This is a genomic window from Burkholderia sp. Bp9090 (genome assembly GCF_003857985.1).
Lineage (GTDB): Bacteria > Pseudomonadota > Gammaproteobacteria > Burkholderiales > Burkholderiaceae > Burkholderia.
Genome location: NZ_QTPV01000060.1, coordinates 11,659 through 36,850 on the forward strand (window position 1 = coordinate 11,659; position 25,192 = coordinate 36,850).

Consider the following 25,192-nt stretch of genomic DNA (forward strand, 5'->3'; position numbering starts at 1 on the left):
GTGCGCCCCGCCGTTACTGCGCGGCGCGCCGTTCCAGCACCGCGGCGAAGAAGCCGTCGGTCGCATGGCGGTGCGGCCACAGCGACAGGTAGTCGCCGGTCTCGAGTTCGATGCGCTGGTCGGCCAGCACCTTCTGTGCGGGCACCAGCACGAAGTCCGGATGGTCGGCGAGGAACTGCTCGACGATCGCCTCGTTTTCCGCGTCGAGCACGCTGCAGGTCGCGTATACGAGCCGGCCACCCTTCTTCACGAGACGCGCGGCGCTCGCGAGGATCGACGCCTGCTTCGGCGTGAGTTCCTCGATCGACGTGCGCGTCTGGCGCCACTTGAGGTCGGGGTTGCGGCGCAGCGTGCCGAGGCCGCTGCACGGCGCATCGACCAGCACGCGGTCGATCTTGCCCGCGAGCCGCTTGATCTTCGCGTCGTGTTCGCTGTCGATCAGCACCGGGTTCACGTTCGACAGCCCGCTGCGCGCGAGGCGCGGCTTCAGCTTCGTGAGGCGCTTTTCCGACACGTCGAACGCATAAAGGCGCCCGGTCGAGCGCATCATCGCGCCGAGCGCGAGCGTCTTGCCGCCGGCGCCCGCGCAGAAATCGACGACCATCTCGCCGCGGCGCGGCGCGACCAGCGAGCACAGCAGCTGGCTGCCTTCGTCCTGCACCTCGATCTGGCCTTCCTCGAACAGCTTCAGACGCGTGAGCGCCGGCTTGCCGACGACGCGCACGCCTTGCGGCGCGAACGGCGTCTCGCCCGCGTCGATGCCGTTCGCGCGCAGCGCGTCGATCACCTGGTCGCGCGTCGCCTTCTGCGCGTTGGCGCGCAGGTCGAGCGGCGCCGGGTAGTTCAGCGCGGCGGCGAGCTGCGCGAGTTCTTCTGCGTCGAAACGGGCGGACAGCGCCTGGTAGATCCAGTCGGGCAGGTTCGTGCGCACGCGCACCGGCAGGCTCGCCGGATCGATCTTCGACACGTGCTCGAGCCACGCGGCCTCGGTGTCCGACACGAACGGCTTCAGCGCATTGCGGCCGAGCGTCTGCATCAGGCCGAGCAGCGTCAGGCGCCGCGCGGGGCTGCCCGTGCCGCTCTCGGCGAGGTGCGAGAACTCCATCTTGCGGCGCAGCACCGCGAACACCGCCTCGGCGATCACGCCGCGCTCGGCGTGGCCGAGCTTCGGGTGCGCACGGAAGAACCGGCTCGTCGTCGCGTCGGCGGGGCCGGTGAACTTCAGCACCTCGGCCAGCAAGGTCTCGGTCTGGCCAATCAGGAATCCGTGCAGCTTCATACGCCCTCGCTCGTTTCGGTATGCGGTTGATCCGCGAAAATCCAGCGCGCCTCTTCCGGCGCGACCACTGCCCTGCCGTTCTCGAGGCGCAGGCGCCCCTCGACGAACCAGCGGACCGCACGCGGATACAGCACGTGCTCGACCGTCAGCACGCGCTGCGCGAGCGCGGCCGCGTCGTCGCCCGCGCGCACGGGCACCGCGCCCTGCGCGACGATCGCACCGCTGTCGAGTTCGGGAATCACGAAATGCACGCTCGCGCCATGCAGCGCGACGCCGGCATCCAGCGCCTGCTGGTGCGTGTGGATGCCCTTGAAGCTCGGCAGCAGCGACGGGTGGATGTTCAGCAGCCGGCCTTCATATCGTCTGACGAAATCGGGCGTAAGGATGCGCATGAAGCCGGCAAGCACGACCAGATCGGGCGCGAAGCGGTCGATCTCGGCGGCGAGCGCCGCGTCGAAGCTGTCGCGGCCGTCGAACGAACGATGGTCGACCACCGCGGTCGCCACCCCGTGCGACGCGGCAAAAGCCAGGCCGGCCGCGTCGGGCCGGTTGGCGATCACGGCGGCGACCTCGGCCGGCCAGCGCTCCTGCGCGCACGCGCGGACGATGGCCTCCATGTTGCTGCCGCGACCGGAAATCAGGATCACGAGTTTTTTCATCCGCGAATTTTACCATTCGCCCCCGCGTTTCCCCCCTTCTCGGCCGCCGGGCCGCCCGAACGTTTATAATCTTCTGCTTTGCGGCATCCCACCGCCCATTCCCCGACGCTGCATCCGCTATCGTGAAAGTCTTCCGCGGCCTGCCCAACGCCGAGAGCCGCGCGCCGTGCGCGCTGACGATCGGCAACTTCGACGGTGTCCATCGCGGCCACCAGGCCCTGCTCGCGCGCGTGCGCGCGGCAGCGGACGCGCGCGGCCTGCCCGTGTGCGTGATGACCTTCGAGCCGCACCCGCGGGAATTCTTCAACCCGGCCGGCGCGCCGCCGCGCATCGCGATGCTGCGCGACAAGCTGGAAGCGCTGCGCGAGCACGGGGTCGACCGCGTCGTCGTCGAGCACTTCAACCATACGTTCGCAAGCCAGTCGCCGCAGGCGTTCGTCGAGCGCACGCTGGTGAACGGGCTGCACACGCGCTGGATGATGGTCGGCGACGATTTCTGCTACGGCGCGAAGCGCGCGGGCACCTTCGACACGCTGAAGGCGGCCGGCGAGCAGTACGGCTTCGAGGTCGAGCAGATGGGCACGGTCGCCGGCAGCGACGGCACGCGCATCTCCAGCTCGGGTGTGCGCGCCGCGCTCGCGGCGGGCGATCTCGACGCGGCCGCGCAGGCACTCGGCCACGGTTACGCGATCAGCGGCCACGTCGCGCACGGGCTGAAGCTCGGCCGCGACCTCGGCTTCCCGACCCTGAACCTGCCGATCGCGCACAAGCGGCCGGCGCTCGCGGGCATCTTCGTCGTGCAGGTGCACGGCCTGGGCCCCGCCCCGCTGCCGGGCGTCGCGAGCCTCGGGCTGCGCCCGACCGTCGACGATTCCGGCCGCGTGCTGCTCGAAGTCCACCTGCTCGACTGGCACGGCGACGCGTACGGCAAACTCATCCGCGTCGAATTCCTGAAGAAGCTGCGCGACGAGGCGAAGTTCGACGATCTCGAGGCGCTGTCGCGCGCGATCGCGCTGGACGTCGCGAATGCACGTGCGTACTTCGTCGAGCGCGACCGCGCGCCGGGCAGCCGCACGACCGGCTTCTCGACCTCGGCGACCGACCGAATTAGCTGATCCGGCCGGCGGCGCCCCGCGCCGCACCCTCGCGCCGCCGACCCGCGCGCATCCCCGATTCACGACGCACGAGCGTCCCCCGATTTAGATAGCGATCCCATCATGAGCAACAAGAAAGCCGATTCGAAACCGCAGGCCAAGTATCCGGTCAACCTGCTCGACACGCCGTTCCCGATGCGCGGCGACCTGCCCAAGCGCGAGCCGCAGTGGGTCAAGGAATGGGAAGAGCGCGGCATCTACGAGAAGATCCGCGCGGCCAGCCAGGGCCGGCCGAAGTTCATCCTGCACGACGGCCCCCCGTATGCGAACGGCGACATCCACCTCGGTCACGCGGTCAACAAGATCCTGAAGGACATCGTCGTCAAGTCGCGCAACATGGCCGGCTTCGACGCGCCGTACGTGCCGGGCTGGGATTGCCACGGGATGCCGATCGAGATCCAGATCGAGAAGCAGTTCGGCAAGTCGCTGCCGGCGGCCGAAGTGATGAGCAAGGCGCGCGCGTACGCGACCGAGCAGATCGAGAAGCAGAAGGTCGGCTTCAAGCGTCTCGGCGTGCTCGGCGACTGGGCGAACCCGTACAAGACGATGAACTTCGTCAACGAGGCGGAAGAAATCCGCGCGCTCGGCAAGATCATCGAGAAGGGCTACGTGTATCGCGGGCTGAAGCCGGTGAACTGGTGCTTCGACTGCGGCTCGGCACTCGCCGAGGCGGAAGTCGAGTACAAGGATCGCACCGACCCGACGATCGACGTGATGTTCGCGTTCGCGGAACCGGAAAAGACCGCGCAGGCGTTCGGCCTGCCGGCACTGCCGCGCGCCGAGGGCGGCATCGTGATCTGGACCACCACGCCGTGGACGATCCCCGCGAACCAGGCGCTGAACCTCCATCCGGAAATCGTCTACGCGCTGGTCGACACCGAGCGCGGGCTGCTGATCATCGCGGAAGAGCGTGTCGAAGCCTGCATGACCGACTTCAAGCTGACCGGCCGCGTCGTCGCGACCGCGCCGGGCGTGAAGCTCGCCAACCTGCGCTTTCACCACCCGCTCGCATCGGCCCACCCCGGCTACAAGCGCACCGCGCCCGTCTACCTCGGCGACTACGTGACGACCGACACCGGTACCGGCGTCGTGCACTCGTCGCCCGCCTACGGCATCGAGGACTTCCAGTCGTGCAAGGCGCACGGGATGACCGACTCGGACATCATCAACCCGGTGATGGGCGACGGCCGCTACATCGAATCGCTGCCGCTGTTCGGCGGCCTGTCGATCTGGGACGCGAACCCGAAGGTCGTCGACGCGCTGCGCGAGGCCGGCTCGCTGCTGCGCAGCGAGCACTACAAGCACAGCTACATGCACTGCTGGCGTCACAAGACGGCGATCATCTACCGTGCGACGTCGCAGTGGTTCGCCGGCATGGACGTGACGCCGCGCGACGGCGGCAAGACGCTGCGCGAAACCGCGCTCGAAGGGATCGACGCCACCGCGTTCTACCCGTCGTGGGGCAAGCAGCGCCTGTTCAGCATGATCGCGAACCGTCCCGACTGGACGCTGTCGCGCCAGCGCCAATGGGGCGTGCCGATGGCGTTCTTCGTGCACAAGGAAACCGGCGAGCTGCATCCGCGCACGCTCGAACTGCTCGAGGAAGTCGCGAAGCGTGTCGAGCAGTCGGGCATCGAGGCGTGGCAGACGCTCGATCCGCGCGAGCTGATCGGCGACGACGCGAACCTGTACGAAAAGAACCGCGACACGCTCGACGTGTGGTTCGACTCGGGCACGACGCACTGGCACGTGCTGCGCGGCTCGCACAAGGATCAGCTGCAGTTCCCGGCCGACCTGTACCTCGAAGGCTCGGACCAGCACCGCGGCTGGTTCCACTCGTCGCTCTTGACCGCATCGATGATCGACGGCCGCGCGCCGTACAAGGGCCTGCTCACGCACGGCTTCACGGTCGACGGCGAAGGCCGCAAGATGAGCAAGTCGCTCGGCAACGGCATCGACCCGCATGAAGTCGCGAACCGTCTCGGCGCGGAAATCATCCGGCTGTGGATCGCGTCGACCGACTACTCGGGCGAACTCGCGATCTCCGAGGAAATCCTGAAGCGCGTGACCGAAGGCTATCGCCGCATCCGCAACACGCTGCGCTTCCTGCTCGCGAACCTGTCGGACTTCGACTTCGCGCAGCACGCGGTGCCGGTCGACGAATGGCTCGAGATCGACCGCTACGCGGTCGCGTTCTCCGCGCAACTGCAGACGGAACTGCTCGGCCACTACGAGAAGTACGAATTCCACCCGGTCGTCGCGAAGCTGCAGACGTACTGCTCGGAAGACCTCGGCGGCTTCTACCTCGACGTGCTGAAGGACCGCCTGTACACGAGCGCGGCCGATTCGCGCGCACGCCGCTCCGCGCAGACCGCGCTGTACCACCTCACGCACGGGCTGCTGCGCGTGCTCGCGCCGTTCCTGTCGTTCACCGCGGAAGAAGCGTGGAAGGTGTTCCAGCCGGCCAGCGACACCGTGTTCACGGAAACCTACTACGCGTATCCGGAAGTCGCCGGCGCGGCCGCGCTGATCGAGAAGTGGGCGCTGCTGCGCGACGTGCGCGGCAACGTGACGAAGGCGCTCGAGGAAGCCCGCACCGCGAACCGCATCGGCTCGTCGCTGCAGGCCGAAGTGGCCGTGCATGCGAGCGGCGCGCGCTACGACGCGCTGACGAGCCTCGGCGACGACCTGAAGTTCGTGCTGATCACGTCGGCGGCAACGGTCGTGAAGGTCGACGACGAAGCGCAGGAAAGCGTCGACGTGGCCGCGTCCAAATACCAGAAGTGCGAACGCTGCTGGCACTACCGCGAGGACGTCGGCGCGCACGCCGATCATCCGACGCTGTGCGGCCGCTGCTTCTCGAACCTGTTTGAAAACGGCGAAATCCGGAGCGCTGCGTAAATATGGCGAAAACCCTGTCGAAACCGGCCAGCGGCGCGCTCGCGCCCTGGCTCGGCATTTCGCTGATCGTGATCCTGTTCGACCAGCTGTCGAAGATCGCGATCCTGAAAACGTTCGCGTACGGCGCGCAGCATGCGCTGACGTCGTTCTTCAACCTCGTGCTGGTGTACAACCGCGGCGCCGCGTTCGGCTTCCTGTCGACCGCGAGCGGCTGGCAGCGCTGGGCGTTCACCGCGCTCGGCGTCGGCGCGACGCTCGTGATCTGCTTCCTGCTGAAGCGCCACGGCCACCAGCGGCTGTTCAGCGTGTCGCTCGCGCTGATCCTCGGCGGCGCGCTCGGCAACGTGATCGACCGGTTGATCTACGGCCACGTGATCGACTTTCTCGATTTCCACCTCGGCGACTGGCACTTCCCGGCGTTCAACCTCGCCGATTCCGCGATCACGATCGGCGCGGTGCTGTTGATCTACGACGAATTGCGTCGCGTGCGCGGCTCGCGCTGAGCGCGCATACTCGGTGGCGACGGCCGGCTTCGCGCCGGCCGTTCCGTTTGACCCTTGGAGGCCTGAGTTGGCACACGCAGAACTCGCAGGAAAACACCTCGTTCTCGGCCTGACGGGCGGCATCGCCTGCTACAAGATCGCCGAGCTCACCCGGCTGCTGACGAAGGCAGGCGCGACCGTGCAGGTCGCGATGACCGAAGCCGCCACGCAGTTCATCACGCCCGTCACGATGCAGGCGCTGTCCGGCCGGCCCGTCTACATGAGCCAGTGGGACGCGCGCATCGGCAACAACATGGCGCACATCGACCTGTCGCGCGAAGCCGACGCGATCGTGATCGCGCCCGCGTCGACGGACTTCCTCGCGAAGCTCGCGCACGGGTTCGCGGACGACCTGCTGTCGACGCTGTGCGTCGCGCGCGACTGTCCGCTGCTCGTCGTGCCCGCGATGAACCGCCAGATGTGGCAGAACCCGGCCACGCAACGCAATGCCGCGCAACTGCGCGCCGACGGCGTGTCGGTGCTCGGCCCCGATTCGGGCGCGCAGGCGTGCGGCGAAGTCGGCGACGGCCGCATGCTCGAGCCCGAGGCGATCTATGAGGCGATCGTCTCGCACTTCGCGCCGAAGGTACTCGCGCACCGCCGCGTGCTGATCACGGCCGGCCCGACGTTCGAGCCGCTCGATCCGGTGCGCGGCCTCACGAACCGCTCGAGCGGCAAGATGGGCTTCGCGCTCGCGCGCGCCGCGCAGCAGGCCGGCGCCGACGTGCATCTCGTCGCGGGGCCGGTCGCGCTCGACACGCCGTGGGGCGTGTACCGCCAGGACGTGCAGACCGCGCAGGAGATGTACGACGCGGTGATGCAGGCGGTAGCCGACGCCGACATCTTCATCGCGGTGGCCGCGGTCGCCGACTGGCGCGTCGATCAGCCGGCCGAGCACAAGATGAAGAAGACGGCCGACCGCAAGATGCCGGCGCTCGCGTTCGTCGAGAACCCCGACATCCTCGCGTCGGTCGCCGCGCTGCCCGATCCGCCGTATTGCGTCGGCTTCGCGGCCGAAAGCGGCGACCTCGACGTGCACGGCGACGAGAAGCGCAAGCGCAAGAACGTGCCGCTCCTGGTCGGCAACCTCGGCCCGCTGACGTTCGGCCGCGACGACAACGAAGTCGTGCTGTTCGAGGCAGCCGGCCTCACGCGCCTGCCGCGCGCGCCGAAGGACGAACTCGCGCACGTGCTCGTCGCGGAAATCGCGAAGCGCCTGCCGGACAACCGCCTGATCTGATCACCCGCGCGGCGGCCCGCGCCGCCGCGCCCTTCCCGACCGATTCGACGACCGCATGAAACTCGACCTGAAGATTCTCGACGCGCGCATGCGCGACTACCTGCCCGCCTACGCGACCACCGGCAGCGCGGGCCTCGACCTGCGCGCGTGTCTCGACGCGCCCGTCACGCTGCAGCCGGGCGAAACGACGCTGGTTCCGACGGGCCTCGCGATCCATCTCGAAGACCCCGGCTACGCAGCGCTGATCCTGCCGCGCTCGGGCCTCGGCCACAAGCACGGGATCGTGCTCGGCAACCTCGTCGGCCTGATCGACTCCGACTACCAGGGCCAGCTGATGGTGTCGACGTGGAACCGCGGCCAGACGGAGTTCGTGCTGAACCCGTTCGAGCGGCTCGCGCAGCTCGTGATCGTGCCGGTCGTGCAGGCGCAGTTCAACATCGTCGACGACTTCGCGCAAAGCGATCGCGGCGAAGGCGGCTTCGGCAGCACCGGCCGTCACTGAGCGGCGCAACGCAAAAAGGGGCCTCGCGGCCCCTTTCCTTTTTCCGATTCAGTGTGACTGCGCTCACCGCTCGGCCGTCTGCGCGATCCGCGCGGGTACGAGTTCGCGGCGCCGCGCCTGCGCGATGCTCGCGTAGATCACCAGCGCGACCAGCACGCCGAGCAGCACCGCCGACGAGCCGACCGTGCCGAGCGCGAGTCCACCCTTGGCGACCGGTTTCGTCAGCAGGTCGCCGACCGTCGCCCCGAACGGACGCGTGAGCACGAACGCCGCCCAGAACAGCAGCACGCCGGAAATGCGCGTGAAGTAGTGCGCGAGCACGATCGCCGCGAGCAGCCCGCCGATCAGCAGCGCGCCGCCGCCGAAGCCGAGGCCCGAGCTGTCCGCGAGGAAATCGCCGAGCGCGGTGCCGAGCGTGTTCGAGAACAGGATCGCGATCCAGTACAGCAGCTCGACCTTGCGCGTGCGGATCAGGTCGACCGACAGCGATTCGCCGCTCAGGCGCCACACCGTGAAGATCGCCAGCAGGATCGCGACGAGAATCGACGAGCCGGCCGCATAGCCGAGGCCGAGCGTGCGGTCCATGAAGTCGGACATCGTCGTGCCCGCCGTGCTCGTCGCGACGATCACGGCCCAGTAGATCGCCGGGCGATATTGCGTCGTCCTGAGCTGCGCGCCGAGCGTGACGAGAAAGAAACCGAACAGCAGGATCGAGCTCACCGCATAGCCGACGTTCAGCGTCATCGAGAGCAGGTCGCCGCCGGTTTCGCCGAGCGTCGTCGCGCAGATCTTCATGATCCAGAACGCGAGCGTGATTTCGGGAAGTTTGTTCATTCGAACCTCTTTTACAGATGGCGCCGGGCTGGCGTGCGCCGGCCCGGATCGCGGACAGGTTCGAATGTAATCGCCGCCGGCTTAACGGAACCTTAGCGCGGCGGGCGTTGCGATGCCGCGCGGGCCGCAGCCCCGCGGCGGGAACGCACGCGTCAGCGCGCGTGCTGGTGCCGATAGTGCAGCGCGTACGCGAGCGTCAGCAGCACGACGAACACGACGCCGACCACCATCGTCATCCGGAATTCGCGCGTGAACGCGGTCGTCAGCAGGATCGCGCCGACGAGCCCGGCACCGAGCAGGCTGCCGAACGGGTGTCCCCACATCCGGAACGCGAGCGCCGGGCCGCGGTACCGCGCGCGAAAGCGCAGATGCGTGACGAAGATCATCATCCACGTGAACAGCGCGCCGAACATCGCGATCGCCATCATCACGGTAAACGCGGTGTCGGGCGACAGCGCGACCAGCACGGCCGCGACCGCGACGCCGCTGGTCGAGATCCACAGCGCCGCGCGCGGCACGCCGTTGCTGCCGAGCCGGCCGAACACCGCGGGCGCGAGCCGCGCGCGCGACAGGCTGAACATCATCCGCGTCGTCACGTAGAGCTGGCTGTTCATCGCCGACAGCGCCGCGATCAGCAGCACGAAGTTGATCACGCCGGCCGCATACGGCACGTGCGTCGCGGCCATCACCTTCACGAACGGGCTTTCGTCGGTGCCGGCCTGGGTCCAGGGCACGATCGCGAGCATCAGCGACAGCGTCAGCAGGTAGAACAGCACGAGCCGGAACACCGTCGAGCGGAACGCGCGCGTGACCGCGTGCTGCGGATCGCGCGCCTCGCCGGCCGCGATCGCGACCGCCTCGATGCTCATGTAGCTGAAGATCGCGACGATCACCGCGACCCAGGTGCCCCACGGCCCTTTCGGCATGAAGCCGCCATGCGCGGTGTAGTTCGCGAAGCCGATGCCGGAAGCCGCCGGCGCCGACCACACGAGATACGCGCCGAGCACGATGAACACGACGATCGCCGCGATCTTCAGCAGCGAGAATGCGTATTCGACCGAGCCGTACAGCGTGACGCTCGCCAGGTTCACCGCGATCAGCAGCGCGGAGAAGCCGATCACCCAATACCAGCCGGGCACGGCCGGAAACCAGTACTTCATGAAGACGGCGATCGCGCTGATCTCGGTGCCGATCGCGAACACTACCGCGAACCAGTATGCATAGCGCACGAGAAAGCCCGCGAGCGGGCCGACGTAGTGCTCGGCATACGCGCCGAACGAACCGGCCGTCGGATGCGCGACCGTCATTTCCGCGAGCGCGCCCATCAGCAGCAGCGCGATCAGCGCGCCGATCGCGTACGAAACCAGCACGCTCGGGCCGGCGAGCCCGATCGCGAACCCGCTGCCGAGGAACAGCCCCGTGCCGATCGCGCCGCCGATCGCGATCATCGCCATCTGCCCGGACGTCAGCGCATGGCGCAAGCCTTGTTCGCGCGCGACGATGTTGTCGAACGATCGTTGTTGTTGTGTCACTGCGTTACCACTCCCCTGCACCGCCATCGCGCCACCGGCGCCAGATAAAACGAAACGGCGCGGAGAACTTCCCGCGCCGTTCGCATGAACCACGAATTATCGCTTACTCGACTTCGACCGCCTCTTCGTTCGGCTTGTGCGGCGGATTCGCCAGCTTGTCGAACGACAACTGCACCTTGTCGTTTTCGTCCACGTCGACCGTCACATGGCCGCCATTGACGAGCTTGCCGAACAGCAGCTCGTCGGCCAGCGCGCGACGGATCGTGTCCTGGATCAGCCGCTGCATCGGCCGCGCCCCCATCAGCGGGTCGAAGCCGTGCTTCGCGAGATGCTTGCGCAACGCGTCGGTGAAGAGCGCGTCGACCTTCTTCTCGTGCAGCTGCTCCTCGAGCTGGATCAGGAACTTGTCGACCACGCGCATGATGATTTCCTCATCGAGCGAGCGGAAGCTGATGATCGCGTCCAGGCGGTTGCGGAACTCCGGCGTGAACAGGCGCTTGATGTCGGTCATCTCGTCGCCCGTTTCGCGGCGCGTCGTGAAGCCGATGGTCGCCTTCTGCATCGACTCGGCGCCCGCGTTCGTCGTCATGATGATGATGACGTTGCGGAAATCCGCCTTGCGGCCGTTGTTGTCCGTCAGCGTGCCGTGGTCCATCACCTGCAGCAGCACGTTGAAGATGTCCGGATGCGCCTTCTCGATCTCGTCGAGCAGCAGCACGCAGTGCGGCTTCTTCGTGACGGCTTCGGTCAGCAAGCCGCCCTGGTCGAACCCGACGTAGCCCGGCGGCGCGCCGATCAGCCGGCTCACCGCGTGACGCTCCATGTATTCCGACATGTCGAAGCGGATCAGCTCGATGCCGAGCGTGAACGCGAGTTGGCGCGCCACTTCGGTCTTGCCGACGCCGGTCGGGCCGGAGAACAGGAACGCGCCGATCGGCTTGTCCATCTTGCCGAGGCCCGCACGCGCCATCTTGATCGACGCGGCGAGCGCGTCGATCGCCGGATCCTGCCCGAACACAACGCTCTTCAGGTCGCGGTCGAGCGTCTGCAGCTTGCTGCGATCGTCCTGCGACACGCTCTGCGCCGGCACGCGCGCGATCTTCGAGATGATTTCCTCGATCTCGCTCTTGCCGATCGTCTTCTTCTGCTTCGACTTCGGCAGGATGCGCTGCGCGGCACCCGCTTCGTCGATCACGTCGATCGCCTTGTCCGGCAGGTGACGGTCGGTGATGAAGCGCGCCGACAGTTCGGCCGCGGCCGACAGCGCGCCCGACGAATACTTGACGCCGTGATGCTCCTCGAAGCGCGACTTCAGCCCGCGCAGGATCGCGACCGTCTGCTCGACGGTCGGCTCCGTCACGTCGACCTTCTGGAAGCGCCGCGACAGCGCCGCGTCCTTCTCGAAGATACCGCGATACTCGGTGAACGTGGTCGCGCCGATGCACTTGAGCGTGCCCGACGACAGCGCCGGCTTCAGCAGGTTCGACGCGTCGAGCGTGCCGCCCGATGCGGCGCCCGCGCCGATCAGCGTGTGGATTTCGTCGATGAACAGGATCGCGTGCGGCCGTTCCTTCAGCTCCTTCAGCACCGTCTTCAGACGCTGCTCGAAGTCGCCGCGATACTTGGTGCCCGCAAGCAGCGCGCCCATGTCGAGCGAATACACCTGCGCGTTCGCGAGGATGTCCGGCACTTCGCCGCGCGTGATGCGATAGGCGAGCCCTTCCGCGATCGCGGTCTTGCCGACGCCGGCCTCGCCGACGAGCAGCGGATTGTTCTTGCGACGGCGGCACAGCACCTGCACGACGCGCTCGACCTCGGGCTCGCGGCCGATCAGCGGATCGATGCGGCCGTCCTTCGCCATCTGGTTCAGGTTCTGCGTGAACTGCGCGAGCGGGGTTTCCTTCTGCGCATTCGCGTCTTCGCTTTCCGCGTTCGCGTCGGACGACTTCGCGGCTTCGCCGCCGTTCGTCTTCGCGATGCCGTGCGAAATGAAGTTCACGACGTCCAGGCGCGTGACGCCCTGCTGCTGCAGGTAGTAGACCGCGTGCGAATCCTTCTCGCCGAAGATCGCGACCAGCACGTTCGCGCCGGTCACTTCCTTCTTGCCGTTCGACGTCGACTGGACGTGCATGATCGCGCGCTGGATCACGCGCTGGAAACCGAGCGTCGGCTGGGTATCGACATCGTCGGTGCCCGGGACGGTAGGTGTGTTGTCGTGGATGAAATTGCGCAGGTTCTGACGCAAGTCCTCGATGTTGGCCGCACACGCGCGCAACACCTCGGCTGCCGTCGGATTATCCAGCAGGGCCAGCAGCAGATGCTCGACCGTAATGAACTCATGGCGCGCCTGGCGTGCTTCCATGAACGCCATGTGCAGGCTGACTTCCAATTCCTGGGCAATCATGCTTCCTCCATCACGCACTGCAGCGGATGCCCGGCCTGCCGCGCATGGGTAACGACTTGCTCAACCTTGGTCGACGCGATGTCCCGCGTATAGACCCCACAAACCCCTCGCCCTTCGCGATGGACCTTCAGCATGATCTGCGTGGCCGTCTCGCGATCCTTCTTGAAATACTCCTGTACGACCATCACGACGAACTCCATCGGCGTGAAGTCGTCGTTCAGCAGCACCACCTTGTACATCGAAGGCGGCTTGAGCTTCTGCTGCTTGCGTTCCAGGACGGTGCTGTCCTGCTTGTCCGGGATAATCGCCATACACCCATTCTAAACAACTCGGACAGGCCCGCAATCCTGCCGTTACCCGACCGACCGGCCGGTGCCCTCCCTGGTTCCCGACGACCCGCGATCGTCTTCGCACCATACGAAAGCCGGCTGCGGTGCCGGCTTTCACGCGTGGCGCGGAACACGAACCGTCAGGGGGAAACTGCACCGGACGTCGCATCCGCGTCCAGTATCCCACAAGCCGGGACGACTCGATCGCGTGTCACTCGAGCCTGGTATATGAGCCGATTATGCGTCTTTTCAAGTCCGCGCGCTCGACGGGATGCTGCAAAGCAAAGCCGGAAAAACCCTGAAAATGGGTTCTTTACAACGTCCCTCTAAACGTCTAAAAATTCCCCTTGACACTCAAATAAAGAGCGCCAACAATCAAGCTGGCACTTTTTTCAACTCGCCGGTTGGCGAAATGAAAGAGGCCGAAGGTGAGCTTGTGAGGGGGGAACGGCTGTATTTTCCGGTCGTTTAGCTTTTCGAGCGTGCTCGTGGTAAGTAGCAGCGACTGTGTGACAGGGGAAGTAGGAAATGGCAACTGGTATCGTTAAGTGGTTCAACGACGCGAAGGGCTTCGGTTTCATCACTCCCGACGAGGGCGGTGAAGATCTGTTTGCGCACTTCTCGGCCATCAACATGCAGGGCTTCAAGACCCTGAAGGAAGGCCAGAAGGTGAGCTTCGAGGTCGTTCAAGGGCCGAAGGGCAAGCAAGCGTCGAACATCCAGGCCGCGTAAGGCACCGGATATCAGACGAAGAAACCCGGCATTGCGCCGGGTTTCTTTTTTTTCAGGCCGGCCACTCGTTAATTCGATTGGCCGGCCTTTTCGTTCAATCCCGATAATCGAACACGTATTGTCTTGTTGCACGCGCAGATCGAATGCCGTCATGCGCGTGAAACATATTCGATATCCGTTACACGACCTTCAGCGTGCCCATCATGCCGAGATCCTCGTGTTCGAGAATGTGGCAATGAAACATGCGCTCGCCGGGCATGTCTTGCGTGACGAGTAGCGTCACGGTCTCGCCGCTGCGCACGTTGACGGTATCGCGCCATGCGCGGAACGGTTCGCTCGTGCGCGTGCCGTCCGACGCGCGCTCGATCACCTGGAATTGCGTGCCATGCAAGTGGAACGGGTGATCCATGTCGGTGGCGTTGCGCAGGGTCCAGCGCTCGACGTCGCCGCGGCGGCTGGTCAGCGTCGCGCGATGCGGCGCGTAGGTCGCACCGTTGATCATGAAGCGCATGCCCGCCGGGCGGCCGTGTGCCGGCCCTTTCATCATCGCGTCCATGTCCATCTTTTCGCCGAACTCGATCGTCTTCTGCGCGACCGGCTCGCCGAGCGCGGGCACCCTGCGCAGCGTCGCGGGCAGCGCGCGCGCCGCTGCAGGCGCGAACGCGACATCGGCGAGCGCCAGCGCCGGATCCGGCGGCAGGCTGCCGTGGCCGCCGTCGTGCGACATTGCCATCTTGCGGCGGTCGTATTCGGCCGCCTGCAGCACCGCGCGTGACGCGCGGTCGCCGGAGCGCACCAGCAGTTCCGCACGCTCGCCCGGCGCGAGCAGCAGCGACGTCACGCGGCGCGGCGCATCGAACAACCCGCCGTCGGTGCCGACCTGCTCGAACGCGCGGCCGTCGTCGAACGCGACGCGCAGGTAGCGCGCGCTGCATGCGTTCCACACGCGCCAGCGCTCGTCGCCCGCGACGTCGATCTGCGGCCGGCGCGCCCCGTTGACCAGCACGAACTGGCCTTCGCGGCCGTTCATCCAGTCCATCATGTCGTTCGGCGGGATCGTGCCGTCGCGCGCGAGCTTCAGGTCGGATACGAACAGGTTGCGCTCGGGCCAGCCGGCGAGCGGGTCGTCGGCGGCGCGCACGATGAAGGGCCCAGCAAGCCCGCGGAATACCTGTTCGGCCGTCATCATGTGCGGATGGGGGTGATACCAGTAGGTGCCGGCGCTGCCCTTCGGCAGCGTGAAGCGGTACACATGCGACGCGCCCGGCGCCACCGGATCGGACGGATTGCCGTCCTGGTCGGGCGGCACCGGCAGGCCGTGCCAGTGGATCGTCGACGGTTGCGGCAGCTTGTTCACGAAGCGGATCTCGACCGTGTCGCCCTCGCGCACGTCGATCAGCGGGCCGACGACGGGCCCTTGCGTGTCCGCGCCGAACTGCCAGAACGTCGTCGGACGCGCACCGTGCAGCATCGCACGCGCGACCGGCTGCGCGACCAGCGTCGCGCGGAACGTGCCGGGTTCGCGGCTTTCGTTTGCCAGGATGCGTAGCGACGCGAGCGGCGTGCCGGCCGGCAGCGCATCGGCCGCGGCGAGCGCGGCCGGCGCCGGCTTCGGGTGCTGCGCGTGGTCCGCCATTCCCGACATGCCCGGCATGTCGTCCATCTGATCCATGCCGGCCATGCCCGCGTGACCGGCATGCTGCGCCCATGCGGCGCGCGCAAACAGCGAAGCGGCCGCGACACCGATGGCGTGCGACAGGAAGGTTCTCCGTATCATCAATCGTTCCTCGTTATTCGTGCTGCATCGCGCGGCCGTCGCGACCTGCGCGCGTGCCGGCACGGGGAAGCGCCCGTGCGACGCGCAATCCGATGCCCGCGTCATCATAACCGCAGCGCTCGGTCGAAACGCCGCGACACCGCGCGAGCGTCGATACGCCGCACGACGCTGCCGGCCCGACGATTCGCGCGCCGCGCGGGCCGCGTTTTCGCTCATCGAACGACGCCGCGGGCCCCGCTGCCCTCACGCCGGCCGGGGCGATCGACGCCTTGCAATCCCCGCTTTGGTCACGCCCGATCGAAGGCATTTGCTGCCGCTGCGCATCGCGTCATCGACGCGTCGCGCGCCCTCTTTGCCTGAACCCCTCGATTTTTCACGATGTGGAACAAGTCTCTGCTTTATAAAAATTCGTGGTGCACGGCACAAATTCGCTGTTTCGCGATGCCAAAAATCATTCCGCAATACAAAACACACCAAATATCACATTGTTTTAAAAGGAGAATTTTTGTTTCGAGAAAGCGTTCTACGCGCACCATCGAGCGCGCTCGCGGACGTAGACTTTGTTCCATGCACTGACGCTTCGCCACGACGTTCGATACGGAACCCGGCGCAAGCAGCCAGTCGGGCCACAGCCGGACGCGCCGGCGGGCGGCACACCAGAATCGCTTGTGATCAGAAAGGGAGAACGGAAATGAAGGGATTTCGCTTTGGTTCAGCGCTCGGGTCGTTCTACATCCTGCCGGCAAACGGCGGCTGGGAAGCGACGTTCGGCAACGCCTCGCTCGGCGCGTTCTCGTGCCCGGAAGTGGCAGCCGACCACATCTCCCGCGGCGACTGCGAACAGCCGTCCGAACTGGATACGGCCACGCTCGAAGTGCCGCACGAAATCGCCGAATGGGAAATCGTTCACGTCTGAATGGCACGCCTGCAACGAAAAACGCCCCGGGTCACCGGGGCGTTTTCATTATCGGCGGGACGGCGAGCCGCCAGGCCCGCCGTGTCGGCTGCTGCCGTTGCCAGGGCGCGCGCGGTGGCGCGGCCGGCGTCAGGCGACTGCGTCGACGATGCCGTTCAGCGTTGCGCTCGGGCGCATCGCCTGGCTCGTCAGCTCGACGCTCGGACGGTAGTAGCCGCCGATCGCCTGTGCTTTGCCCTGCGCGGCCGACAGTTCTTCCAGGATGCGCGCTTCGCTGTCGGACAGCGACTTCGCGACGCCTTCGAACTGCGCCTTCAGCGCGGCGTCCTCGGTCTGCTCGGCCAGCGCCTGCGCCCAGTACAGGCACAGGTAGAAGTGGCTGCCGCGGTTGTCGAGGCCGCCGACCTTGCGCGCCGGCGACTTGTTCTCGTCCAGGAACTTGCCGGTCGCCTGGTCGAGCGTCTTCGCGAGCACGAGCGCCTTCGGGTTCTGGTAAGCGTTGCCGAGGTGTTCGAGCGACGCGGCCAGCGCGAGGAATTCGCCGAGCGAATCCCAGCGCAGGAAGCCTTCCTCGACGAACTGCTGCACGTGCTTCGGTGCCGAGCCGCCCGCGCCCGTCTCGAACATCCCGCCGCCGGCCATCAGCGGCACGATCGACAGCATCTTCGCGCTGGTGCCGAGTTCCATGATCGGGAACAGGTCGGTCAGGTAGTCGCGCAGCACGTTGCCCGTGACCGAGATCGTGTCCTTGCCCGCGCGGATGCGCTCGAGCGAGAAACGCGTCGCGTCCACCGGCGTCATGATGCGGATGTCGAGGCCGTTCGTATCGTGATCCTTCAGGTAGCGTTCGACCTTCGCGATGATCTGCGCGTCGTGCGCACGTGCCGGATCGAGCCAGAACACGGCCGGCGCGCCGGTCGCGCGGGCGCGGTTGACCGCGAGCTTGACCCAGTCCTGCACCGGTGCGTCCTTGGTCTGGCACATGCGCCAGACGTCGCCCGACTCGACCGCATGCTCGAGCAGCACGTTGCCGGCTTCGTCGGTGACGCGCACGACGCCGTCGGCCGGGATCAGGAACGTCTTGTCGTGCGAACCGTATTCCTCGGCCGCCTGCGCCATCAGGCCGACGTTCGGCACGCTGCCCATCGTGACGGGGTCGAATGCGCCATGCTGCTTGCAGTCCTCGATCACGGCCTGGTAGACGCCCGCGTAGCAGCGGTCCGGAATCACGGCCTTCGCGTCGTACAGTTCACCGTCCGGGCCCCACATGCAGCCCGACTCGCGGATCATCGCCGGCATCGATGCGTCGACGATCACGTCGCTCGGCACGTGCAGGTTCGTGATGCCCTTGTCCGAGTTGACCATCGCGAGGCGCGGACGCACCGCGTACTCGGCCTTGACGTCGGCTTCGATTGCTTCGCGCGTGTCGGCCGGCAGGTCCTTCAGGCGCGCGTACAGGTCGCCGATCCCGTTGTTCGGGTTGAAGCCGGCCTGCGCCAGCACGTCCGCGTGCTTCGCGAGCGCGTCGCGGTAGAACACCGACACGAAGTGACCGAACAGGATCGGGTCCGAGACCTTCATCATGGTCGCCTTCAGGTGCACCGAGAACAGCACGTCCTGCGCCTTCGCGTCGGCGATCTGCGCTTCGATGAAGCTGCGCAGCGCCTTGCGGCTCATCACCGAGGCGTCGATGACTTCACCGGCCTTCACGGCCGTCTTTTCCTTCAGCACCTTCTTCACGCCGTCGGCCGTCGTGAGTTCGATCTTCACGCTGCCGGCATCGGCGATCAGCGCGGACTTCTCGCTGCCGTAGAAGTCGCCTTCGGTCATGTGCGCGACGTGCGCCTTCGACGTGGCCTTCCATGCGCCCATCTTGTGCGGGTGCTTGCGTGCGTAGTTCTTGACCGACAGCGGCGCGCGACGGTCGGAGTTGCCTTCGCGCAGCACCGGGTTCACCGCGCTGCCCTTGATCTTGTCGTAGCGGGCCTTGACAGCCTTCTCTTCGTCGCTCGACGGCTCTTCCGGGTAGGCCGGCAGCTTGTAGCCCTGCGCCTGCAGTTCGGCGATCGCGGCCTTGAGCTGCGGCACCGATGCGCTGATGTTCGGCAGCTTGATGATGTTCGCTTCCGGCTTCAGCGTGAGCTGGCCCAGTTCGGCCAGATCGTCGGAACCCTTCTGCTCCGGCGGCAGGACGTCGGCGAATGCCGCGATGATGCGGCCGGCGAGCGAGATGTCGCGCGTTTCGACGGCGACGCCCGACGAGCGCGTGAAGGCCTTGACGATCGGCAGCAGCGAATAGGTCGCGAGCGCGGGCGCTTCGTCGGTGAGGGTGTAGATGATCTTGGGCGAAGTGGACATGGTCGATGCGTTGCTACGTGAAAATTTGGGACTGAGGAGCGCCGGCGGTAACCGGCGGGGAGCGACCGGGTCGATCGCGAAAGGGGTGTGCCGGCTAGCCGGGCGGTGGTGTTGCGAGGGCCGTCATGTTCTACCTTGCAGGGCACCCGGGCCGCATCGCGGCGCCGCGGCCCGCATGCCGGACCGCCCTGCCAACAAACCTGCCGTTCATGAAACGCCCCGGCGCCGGCAGTAGGCGCCGGGGCGGCCGGCGGTCCGCCGGCCTGCCCCGGAAGGGACTTACATGTTCTCGATCAGCACTTCGCCGAAGCCGGAGCACGACACCTGCGTCGCGCCTTCCATCAGACGCGCGAAGTCATACGTGACGCGCTTCTGCAGGATCGACTTCTCCATCGCGGCGATGATCGTGTCGGCCGCTTCCGTCCAGCCGAGGTGGCGCAGCATCATTTCCGCCGACAGGATCTCGGAACCGGGGTTCACGTAATCCTTGCCCGCGTACTTCGGCGCCGTGCCGTGGGTCGCCTCGAACATCGCGACCGAATCCGACAGGTTCGCGCCCGGCGCGATCCCGATGCCGCCGACCTGCGCGGCCAGTGCGTCGGAGATGTAGTCGCCGTTCAGGTTCAGCGTCGCGATCACGTCGTATTCGGCCGGACGCAGCAGGATCTGCTGCAGGAACGCGTCGGCGATCGAATCCTTGATGACGATCTCGTTGCCCGTCTTCGGGTTCTTCACGCGCATCCACGGGCCGCCGTCGATCAGCTCGCCGCCGAACTCCTTCTGCGCGAGCGCATAGCCGGCGTCACGGAACAGGCCTTCCGTGAACTTCATGATGTTGCCCTTGTGCACCAGCGTGACCGACTTGCGATCGTTGTCGATCGCGTACTGGATCGCCTTGCGCACGAGACGCTCGGTGCCTTCGGTCGACACGGGCTTGACGCCGATCCCCGAGGTTTCCGGGAAGCGGATCTTCTTCACGCCCATCTCTTCCTGCAGGAACTTGATGACCTTCTTCGCCTGCTCGGAGCCCGCGGCCCATTCGATGCCCGCGTAGATGTCTTCCGAGTTCTCGCGGAAGATCACCATGTCGATCTTTTGCGGCTCGCGCACCGGCGACGGCACACCCTTGAAATACTGGACCGGACGCAGGCAGACGTAGAGGTCGAGTTCCTGGCGCAGCGCGACGTTCAGCGAACGGATGCCGCCGCCGACCGGGGTCGTGAGCGGCCCCTTGATCGACACCACGTATTCCTTCAGCACCTGCAGCGTCTCGTCCGGCAGCCACACGTCCGGACCGTACACCTTGGTCGCCTTCTCGCCCGCGAAGATCTCCATCCAGTGGATCTTGCGCTTGCCCTTGTAGGCATGCGCGACCGCCGCGTCGACGACCTTGATCATGACCGGCGTGATATCGAAGCCCGTACCGTCGCCTTCGATGTAGGGAATGATCGGCTGATCGGAAACGTTGAGCGAGAAGTCCTTGTTGACGGTGATCTTGTCACCGCCCTCCGGAACCTTGATGTGCTGATACGGCATGATCGACTCCAGTGACGTGGCTGAGCAGGTGATGCTGGTCGAAACTGCGCGCGCGGCGAGGTGGCCTTGCCACCTTCGTGACGGCAACAGCGAGCCGCTATTCTAGCGCCCCAACCGGGGCCGGCGGCACGAAGCGCGACGCTGCGTATCAAGTCTTCCCTTATGTCTTATATAAGACAGAGGACTTGCCGTTCCGTATTATGCATTAAGATTCCGCCATTTGCCATAGACCGCCCGTCCCGCCGCCCCGCGGCACGCCGGGCGGGCGCCCCGCCATGACCCTGATCGCCCTCAACAAGCCGTTCGGCACGATTTGCCAGTTTTCCGCGCACGAGACGCGGCCGTCGCTCGGCGACTGGGTAACCACGCCCGGCGTCTACCCGGCCGGCCGGCTCGACGCGGACAGCGAGGGCCTGCTGCTGCTCACCGACGACGGCGCGCTGCAGGCGCGCATCGCCGAGCCGCGCCACAAGCTCGTCAAGCGCTACTGGGCGCAGGTCGACGGCGCGCCGGGACCGGCCGACCTGAAGGCACTCGCGCGCGGCGTCGATCTCGGCGACTACGTGACGCGCCCGTGCCGCGCCGAATTCATCGAACCGCCCGAGGCGCTGTGGCCGCGCAACCCGCCGATCCGCTATCGCGCCGCGATCCCGACCACGTGGATCGAACTCGCGATCACCGAAGGCAAGAACCGGCAGGTGCGCCGGATGACGGCCGCGATCGGCTTCCCGACCTTGCGTCTCGTGCGTGTCGGCATTGGCGCGCTCGACATATTCGCGCTCGGCATTGCACCGGGCGAAACAATCGCGTTGCCGCCGCGGGCCCCCTGGGACGGTTTCGCACGCACCGAATGATGAATTCGGGACGCGCGAATTTTTCGTCATCTTTTTCGTCAACCGCCGGCGAAGATCGTGCGTTAAACCACGCAGATGCCAACCTTAGCTATCCGGCATTGGCAGCCGAACCGGTATTTCCGTGTTTGCGTCACGAAAGCGACGTTTTCTTCGAATACGATTCGGCGCCCGCAGCGCAAAGAGAAATTTCTCGAAGCGTCTGTCAACCGAAAGGTGGATGGCACCGTTAGACGACATGACTCCTATTGCCGGGTCATTTGGTTAATTAACTAAAGCTGAGGAACACAACATGAACAAACTGATCGCCGCTCTGGTCGCTGGCCTCTTCGCAACGGCAGCATTCGCACAAGCTTCGGCTCCGGAAGCTGCTTCGGCTGCTGCTCCGGCAGCTGCTTCGGCACCGGCAAAGCACGCTGCCAAGAAGCACCACGCAAAGAAGAAGCACCACGCAGCTAAGAAGGCAGCTAGCGAAGCCGAAGCACCGGCAGCTGCTTCGAACTAAGCAAGCTGTTTGTAATAACGCAGTCAAGAACACGCAGTCTTGCCGTTCTTACGGCGTTGAAAGGCAGATCACCGCGAGGCGATCTGCCTTTTTCTTTTTTGTGCCCGCCGGCGCGCTTCGCGTACCATGCGGGTCTCGTTTTCCCGATAGGAGCCCTGCTGTGCGATTCTCCCTGCGCCCGTCGCTCGGCCGCCTTGCGCGCGCCGCCGTGTTTCCCGCCGCGCTCGCCGTCCTCGCACTCGGCATGCAGACCGCCCACGCCCAGATGCCGCCCGGCGCCAAGCAGCCGGGCGAGTTCCCGCGCGTGAAGCTGCGCGCCGGCATGTACGTGATCGACGCGGCCGTCGCCGCGAACGACGCCGATCGCGAACAGGGGCTGATGTACCGGTCGCAGCTCGCGCCGAACGAAGGCATGCTGTTCGTGTTCAACGAGAACGCCGTGCACTGCTTCTGGATGAAGAACACGCTGATCCCGCTGTCGATCGCGTTCGTCCGCGCGGACGGCACGATCACCGACATCGACGAGATGAAGGCCGAGACGACCGACAACCACTGCCCGCGCAACAACGGTGTCTATGCGCTCGAAATGAGCAAGGGCTGGTTCGCGGCGAAAGGCATCAAGCCGGGCATGAAGCTCGACGGGCTGCCCAAGGCCCAGTAATCGCCATCGCCGCGGCACCGCCGCGCATCGACCGCAGCCGGCCGCCCTGCTTGTTGGGCGCCGGCTTTTTTTTCGCCGGCCGGCGGCCGCGGCCGCCTTGATACGGCGCACCTTGCCCGCATCTGCAAAAGCCACGGACAAGCGCTATGCTTTAAATCTCGCTTGTTTCAGCCCGGGCCGGCGCCGCCGTCCCGCTTACGATCCGAACCACCAGGAGGTTCACGTGCCCCGCAAAACCCCCATCGAGCGCTATCGCAATATCGGGATCAGCGCTCACATCGATGCCGGCAAGACCACGACGACCGAGCGCATCCTGTTTTACACCGGCGTGAGCCACAAGATCGGTGAAGTGCACGACGGCGCGGCCACGATGGACTGGATGGAGCAGGAACAGGAACGCGGCATCACGATCACGTCGGCTGCGACCACGGCCTTCTGGAAAGGCATGGCCGGCAACTACCCCGAACACCGGATCAACATCATCGACACGCCCGGGCACGTCGACTTCACGATCGAGGTCGAGCGCTCGATGCGCGTGCTCGACGGCGCGTGCATGGTCTACGACTCGGTCGGCGGCGTGCAGCCGCAGTCCGAAACCGTATGGCGCCAGGCGAACAAGTACAAGGTGCCGCGCATCGCGTTCGTCAACAAGATGGACCGCATCGGCGCGGACTTCTTCCGCGTGCAGCGCCAGATCGGCGAGCGCCTGAAGGGCGTCGCCGTGCCGATCCAGATTCCGATCGGCGCGGAAGATCATTTCCAGGGCGTCGTCGATCTCGTGAAGATGAAGGCGATCGTCTGGGACGACGAAAGCCAGGGCGTGAAGTTCACGTACGAAGACATCCCCGCGAATCTCGTCGAGCTCGCGCACGAATGGCGCGAGAAGATGGTCGAGGCCGCCGCGGAAGCCAGCGAGGAACTGCTCGAGAAGTACCTGCACGACCATGAATCGCTGACCGAGGACGAGATCAAGGCCGCGCTGCGCCAGCGCACGATCGCCAACGAGATCGTGCCGATGCTGTGCGGCAGCGCGTTCAAGAACAAGGGCGTGCAGGCGATGCTCGACGCGGTGATCGACTACCTGCCGTCGCCGGTCGACGTGCCGGCCATCCTCGGTCACGACTTCCACGATCCGGAGAAGCCGGCCGAACGTCACCCGAGCGACGACGAGCCGTTCTCGTCGCTCGCGTTCAAGATCATGACCGATCCGTTCGTCGGCCAGCTGATCTTCTTCCGCGTGTATTCGGGCGTCGTCGAATCGGGCGACACGGTGCTGAACGCGACGAAGGACAAGAAGGAGCGGCTCGGCCGGATCCTGCAGATGCACGCGAACGAGCGCAAGGAAATCAAGGAAGTACGCGCGGGCGACATCGCGGCGGCAGTGGGCCTGAAGGAAGCGACGACGGGCGACACGCTGTGCGATCCGGCCAAGCCGATCATCCTCGAGAAGATGGAATTCCCGGAGCCGGTGATCTCGCAGGCCGTCGAGCCGAAGACGAAGGCCGACCAGGAGAAGATGGGCCTCGCGCTGAACCGTCTCGCGCAGGAAGATCCGTCGTTCCGCGTGCAGACCGACGAGGAATCCGGCCAGACGATCATTTCGGGGATGGGCGAGCTGCACCTCGAAATCCTGGTCGACCGGATGAAGCGCGAGTTCGGCGTCGAGGCGACGGTCGGCAAGCCGCAGGTCGCGTATCGCGAAACGGTGCGCACGACGGCATCCGATGTCGAGGGCAAGTTCGTCAAGCAGTCGGGCGGGCGCGGCCAGTACGGGCACGCGGTGATCACGCTGGAGCCGAACCCCGGCAAGGGCTACGAGTTCCTCGACGAGATCAAGGGCGGCGTGATTCCGCGCGAATTCATCCCGGCCGTCGACAAGGGCATCACCGAGACGCTGAAGAGCGGCGTGCTCGCGGGCTACCCGGTGGTCGACGTGAAGGTGCACCTGACGTTCGGCTCGTACCACGACGTCGACTCGAACGAAAACGCGTTCCGGATGGCCGGCTCGATGGCGTTCAAGGAAGCGATGCGCAAGGCCAAGCCGGTGCTGCTCGAGCCGATGATGGCCGTTGAGGTCGAGACGCCCGAGGACTTCATGGGCAACGTGATGGGCGACCTGTCGAGCCGGCGCGGCATCGTGCAGGGGATGGAAGACATCGCGGGCGGTGGCGGCAAGCTGGTGCGCGCCGAGGTGCCGCTCGCGGAAATGTTCGGCTATTCGACGTCACTGCGCTCGGCGACGCAAGGCCGTGCGACGTACACGATGGAGTTCAAGCACTACGCGGAAACGCCGGCGAACGTGTCGGAAGCCGTGATCAACGCGAAAGTGAAGTAAGCGCGGCGCACCTGCGCACTGCTGCGCGGCAAGTACGAGCCCGTCCGGTTCCGGACGGGCTTTTTTTCGGTTCATCGAGGATTACCGGGGAACGCGGCGCGGATCTTGAGGAAGAAGTATTCGTCGTCGCGGTACCCGTAAGCCC

21 protein-coding genes are annotated in these 25,192 nt (G+C 66.1%); 12 read left to right on the forward strand and 9 right to left on the reverse strand.

Annotated elements, in window-relative coordinates:
• Positions 1-13: 13 nt before the first annotated feature.
• The gene (locus DIE16_RS33495; RefSeq protein ID WP_044845593.1) at positions 14-1,279 is read right to left on the reverse strand and encodes an RsmB/NOP family class I SAM-dependent RNA methyltransferase; all 1,266 of its coding nucleotides are present in this window, start codon (positions 1,277-1,279) and stop codon (positions 14-16) included.
• On the reverse strand, positions 1,276-1,938 hold the full coding sequence (purN, locus tag DIE16_RS33500; protein WP_124486992.1) for a phosphoribosylglycinamide formyltransferase: 663 nt from the start codon (positions 1,936-1,938) through the stop codon (positions 1,276-1,278). Before purN ends, DIE16_RS33495 begins: the two co-directional genes overlap by 4 nt.
• Positions 1,939-2,060: 122 nt before the next feature.
• Here purN and DIE16_RS33505 point away from each other — a divergent pair, with 122 nt between their 5' ends.
• The 5 genes from DIE16_RS33505 (at position 2,061) to dut (ending at position 8,277) form a co-directional block, all read left to right on the forward strand.
• Positions 2,061-3,053, forward strand: coding sequence for a bifunctional riboflavin kinase/FAD synthetase (locus tag DIE16_RS33505; protein ID WP_044845591.1), 993 nt, complete (start codon positions 2,061-2,063; stop codon positions 3,051-3,053).
• 102 nt (positions 3,054-3,155) lie between these two features.
• Entirely contained in the window at positions 3,156-5,993 is a 2,838-nt protein-coding gene (gene ileS, locus DIE16_RS33510) for an isoleucine--tRNA ligase (RefSeq protein ID WP_124523867.1), read from the forward strand.
• A gap of 2 nt (positions 5,994-5,995) precedes the next feature.
• Positions 5,996-6,496, forward strand: a complete 501-nt coding sequence (gene lspA / locus DIE16_RS33515) for a signal peptidase II (protein WP_044845589.1) — start codon at positions 5,996-5,998, stop codon at positions 6,494-6,496.
• A gap of 67 nt (positions 6,497-6,563) precedes the next feature.
• Positions 6,564-7,775, forward strand: coding sequence for a bifunctional phosphopantothenoylcysteine decarboxylase/phosphopantothenate--cysteine ligase CoaBC (coaBC, locus tag DIE16_RS33520; protein ID WP_124894231.1), 1,212 nt, complete (start codon positions 6,564-6,566; stop codon positions 7,773-7,775).
• Between the two features lie 55 nt (positions 7,776-7,830).
• The gene (gene dut / locus DIE16_RS33525; protein ID WP_124486989.1) at positions 7,831-8,277 is read left to right on the forward strand and encodes a dUTP diphosphatase; all 447 of its coding nucleotides are present in this window, start codon (positions 7,831-7,833) and stop codon (positions 8,275-8,277) included.
• 63 nt (positions 8,278-8,340) lie between these two features.
• On the opposite strand, the gene DIE16_RS33530 is transcribed toward dut, so the two are convergent.
• The 4 genes from DIE16_RS33530 to clpS all read right to left on the reverse strand — a co-directional run bounded on the left by DIE16_RS33530 (position 8,341) and on the right by clpS (position 13,358).
• Positions 8,341-9,111 (reverse strand): membrane protein, encoded by a 771-nt coding sequence (locus DIE16_RS33530; RefSeq protein WP_044845586.1) that lies wholly within the window; start codon positions 9,109-9,111, stop codon positions 8,341-8,343.
• 152 nt (positions 9,112-9,263) lie between these two features.
• Positions 9,264-10,643, reverse strand: a complete 1,380-nt coding sequence (locus DIE16_RS33535; protein WP_124486988.1) for an amino acid permease — start codon at positions 10,641-10,643, stop codon at positions 9,264-9,266.
• 103 nt (positions 10,644-10,746) lie between these two features.
• Positions 10,747-13,047, reverse strand: coding sequence for an ATP-dependent Clp protease ATP-binding subunit ClpA (gene clpA / locus DIE16_RS33540; protein WP_044845584.1), 2,301 nt, complete (start codon positions 13,045-13,047; stop codon positions 10,747-10,749).
• Positions 13,044-13,358 carry an ATP-dependent Clp protease adapter ClpS gene (gene clpS / locus DIE16_RS33545; RefSeq protein WP_006398529.1) on the reverse strand — a complete coding sequence of 105 codons (315 nt, stop codon included), beginning with the start codon at positions 13,356-13,358 and terminating at the stop codon, positions 13,044-13,046. The genes clpA and clpS overlap by 4 nt, the downstream gene beginning before the upstream one ends.
• A 289-nt stretch (positions 13,359-13,647) precedes the next feature.
• Between clpS and DIE16_RS36850 the strand changes: the two genes are divergently transcribed.
• Together DIE16_RS36850 and DIE16_RS33555 are read left to right on the forward strand one after the other, a co-directional pair.
• A complete protein-coding gene (locus tag DIE16_RS36850) occupies positions 13,648-13,848 on the forward strand; it encodes a hypothetical protein (RefSeq protein ID WP_185641051.1) in 201 nt (66 codons plus the stop codon).
• A gap of 56 nt (positions 13,849-13,904) precedes the next feature.
• Complete coding sequence (locus tag DIE16_RS33555; RefSeq protein WP_004196460.1) at positions 13,905-14,108, forward strand: cold-shock protein; 204 nt, start codon at positions 13,905-13,907, stop codon at positions 14,106-14,108.
• 178 nt (positions 14,109-14,286) lie between these two features.
• On the opposite strand, the gene DIE16_RS33560 is transcribed toward DIE16_RS33555, so the two are convergent.
• Positions 14,287-15,885 (reverse strand): multicopper oxidase family protein, encoded by a 1,599-nt coding sequence (locus tag DIE16_RS33560; RefSeq protein ID WP_124894232.1) that lies wholly within the window; start codon positions 15,883-15,885, stop codon positions 14,287-14,289.
• Positions 15,886-16,576: 691 nt separating this feature from the next.
• Here DIE16_RS33560 and DIE16_RS33565 point away from each other — a divergent pair.
• Complete coding sequence (locus tag DIE16_RS33565; RefSeq protein ID WP_044845583.1) at positions 16,577-16,801, forward strand: hypothetical protein; 225 nt, start codon at positions 16,577-16,579, stop codon at positions 16,799-16,801.
• A gap of 129 nt (positions 16,802-16,930) precedes the next feature.
• Here the strand turns inward: DIE16_RS33565 and DIE16_RS33570 are convergent, their stop codons facing one another.
• Together DIE16_RS33570 and icd are read right to left on the reverse strand one after the other, a co-directional pair.
• The gene (locus DIE16_RS33570; protein WP_044845582.1) at positions 16,931-19,159 is read right to left on the reverse strand and encodes an NADP-dependent isocitrate dehydrogenase; all 2,229 of its coding nucleotides are present in this window, start codon (positions 19,157-19,159) and stop codon (positions 16,931-16,933) included.
• 279 nt (positions 19,160-19,438) lie between these two features.
• Positions 19,439-20,695, reverse strand: a complete 1,257-nt coding sequence (icd, locus tag DIE16_RS33575; RefSeq protein WP_044845581.1) for an NADP-dependent isocitrate dehydrogenase — start codon at positions 20,693-20,695, stop codon at positions 19,439-19,441.
• A 275-nt stretch (positions 20,696-20,970) separates the two neighbouring features.
• On the opposite strand from icd, the gene DIE16_RS33580 reads away from it, so the two are divergent.
• From DIE16_RS33580 to fusA, 4 genes are all read left to right on the forward strand, one after another.
• Entirely contained in the window at positions 20,971-21,549 is a 579-nt protein-coding gene (locus tag DIE16_RS33580) for a pseudouridine synthase (protein ID WP_124486986.1), read from the forward strand.
• A gap of 289 nt (positions 21,550-21,838) precedes the next feature.
• On the forward strand, positions 21,839-22,051 hold the full coding sequence (locus DIE16_RS33585) for a hypothetical protein (RefSeq protein WP_072465376.1): 213 nt from the start codon (positions 21,839-21,841) through the stop codon (positions 22,049-22,051).
• Between the two features lie 160 nt (positions 22,052-22,211).
• Complete coding sequence (locus DIE16_RS33590; protein ID WP_044845579.1) at positions 22,212-22,712, forward strand: DUF192 domain-containing protein; 501 nt, start codon at positions 22,212-22,214, stop codon at positions 22,710-22,712.
• Positions 22,713-22,935: 223 nt separating this feature from the next.
• Entirely contained in the window at positions 22,936-25,047 is a 2,112-nt protein-coding gene (gene fusA, locus DIE16_RS33595; RefSeq protein ID WP_044845578.1) for an elongation factor G, read from the forward strand.
• The last annotated feature ends 145 nt before the right edge of the window (positions 25,048-25,192 follow it).

Coding starts and splice junctions, on each gene's coding strand:
- dut (WP_124486989.1), top strand. CDS start 7,831: ATGAAACTCGACCTGAAGATTCTCGACGCGCGCATGCGCGACTACCTG.
- clpS (WP_006398529.1), bottom strand. CDS start 13,358: ATGGCGATTATCCCGGACAAGCAGGACAGCACCGTCCTGGAACGCAAG.
- icd (WP_044845581.1), bottom strand. CDS start 20,695: ATGCCGTATCAGCACATCAAGGTTCCGGAGGGCGGTGACAAGATCACC.
- DIE16_RS33555 (WP_004196460.1), top strand. CDS start 13,905: ATGGCAACTGGTATCGTTAAGTGGTTCAACGACGCGAAGGGCTTCGGT.
- DIE16_RS33565 (WP_044845583.1), top strand. CDS start 16,577: ATGAAGGGATTTCGCTTTGGTTCAGCGCTCGGGTCGTTCTACATCCTG.
- DIE16_RS33580 (WP_124486986.1), top strand. CDS start 20,971: ATGACCCTGATCGCCCTCAACAAGCCGTTCGGCACGATTTGCCAGTTT.
- lspA (WP_044845589.1), top strand. CDS start 5,996: ATGGCGAAAACCCTGTCGAAACCGGCCAGCGGCGCGCTCGCGCCCTGG.
- ileS (WP_124523867.1), top strand. CDS start 3,156: ATGAGCAACAAGAAAGCCGATTCGAAACCGCAGGCCAAGTATCCGGTC.
- DIE16_RS33530 (WP_044845586.1), bottom strand. CDS start 9,111: ATGAACAAACTTCCCGAAATCACGCTCGCGTTCTGGATCATGAAGATC.
- DIE16_RS33495 (WP_044845593.1), bottom strand. CDS start 1,279: ATGAAGCTGCACGGATTCCTGATTGGCCAGACCGAGACCTTGCTGGCC.
- DIE16_RS33585 (WP_072465376.1), top strand. CDS start 21,839: ATGAACAAACTGATCGCCGCTCTGGTCGCTGGCCTCTTCGCAACGGCA.
- DIE16_RS33570 (WP_044845582.1), bottom strand. CDS start 19,159: ATGTCCACTTCGCCCAAGATCATCTACACCCTCACCGACGAAGCGCCC.
- purN (WP_124486992.1), bottom strand. CDS start 1,938: ATGAAAAAACTCGTGATCCTGATTTCCGGTCGCGGCAGCAACATGGAG.
- clpA (WP_044845584.1), bottom strand. CDS start 13,047: ATGATTGCCCAGGAATTGGAAGTCAGCCTGCACATGGCGTTCATGGAA.
- DIE16_RS33560 (WP_124894232.1), bottom strand. CDS start 15,885: ATGATACGGAGAACCTTCCTGTCGCACGCCATCGGTGTCGCGGCCGCT.
- DIE16_RS36850 (WP_185641051.1), top strand. CDS start 13,648: ATGCTGCAAAGCAAAGCCGGAAAAACCCTGAAAATGGGTTCTTTACAA.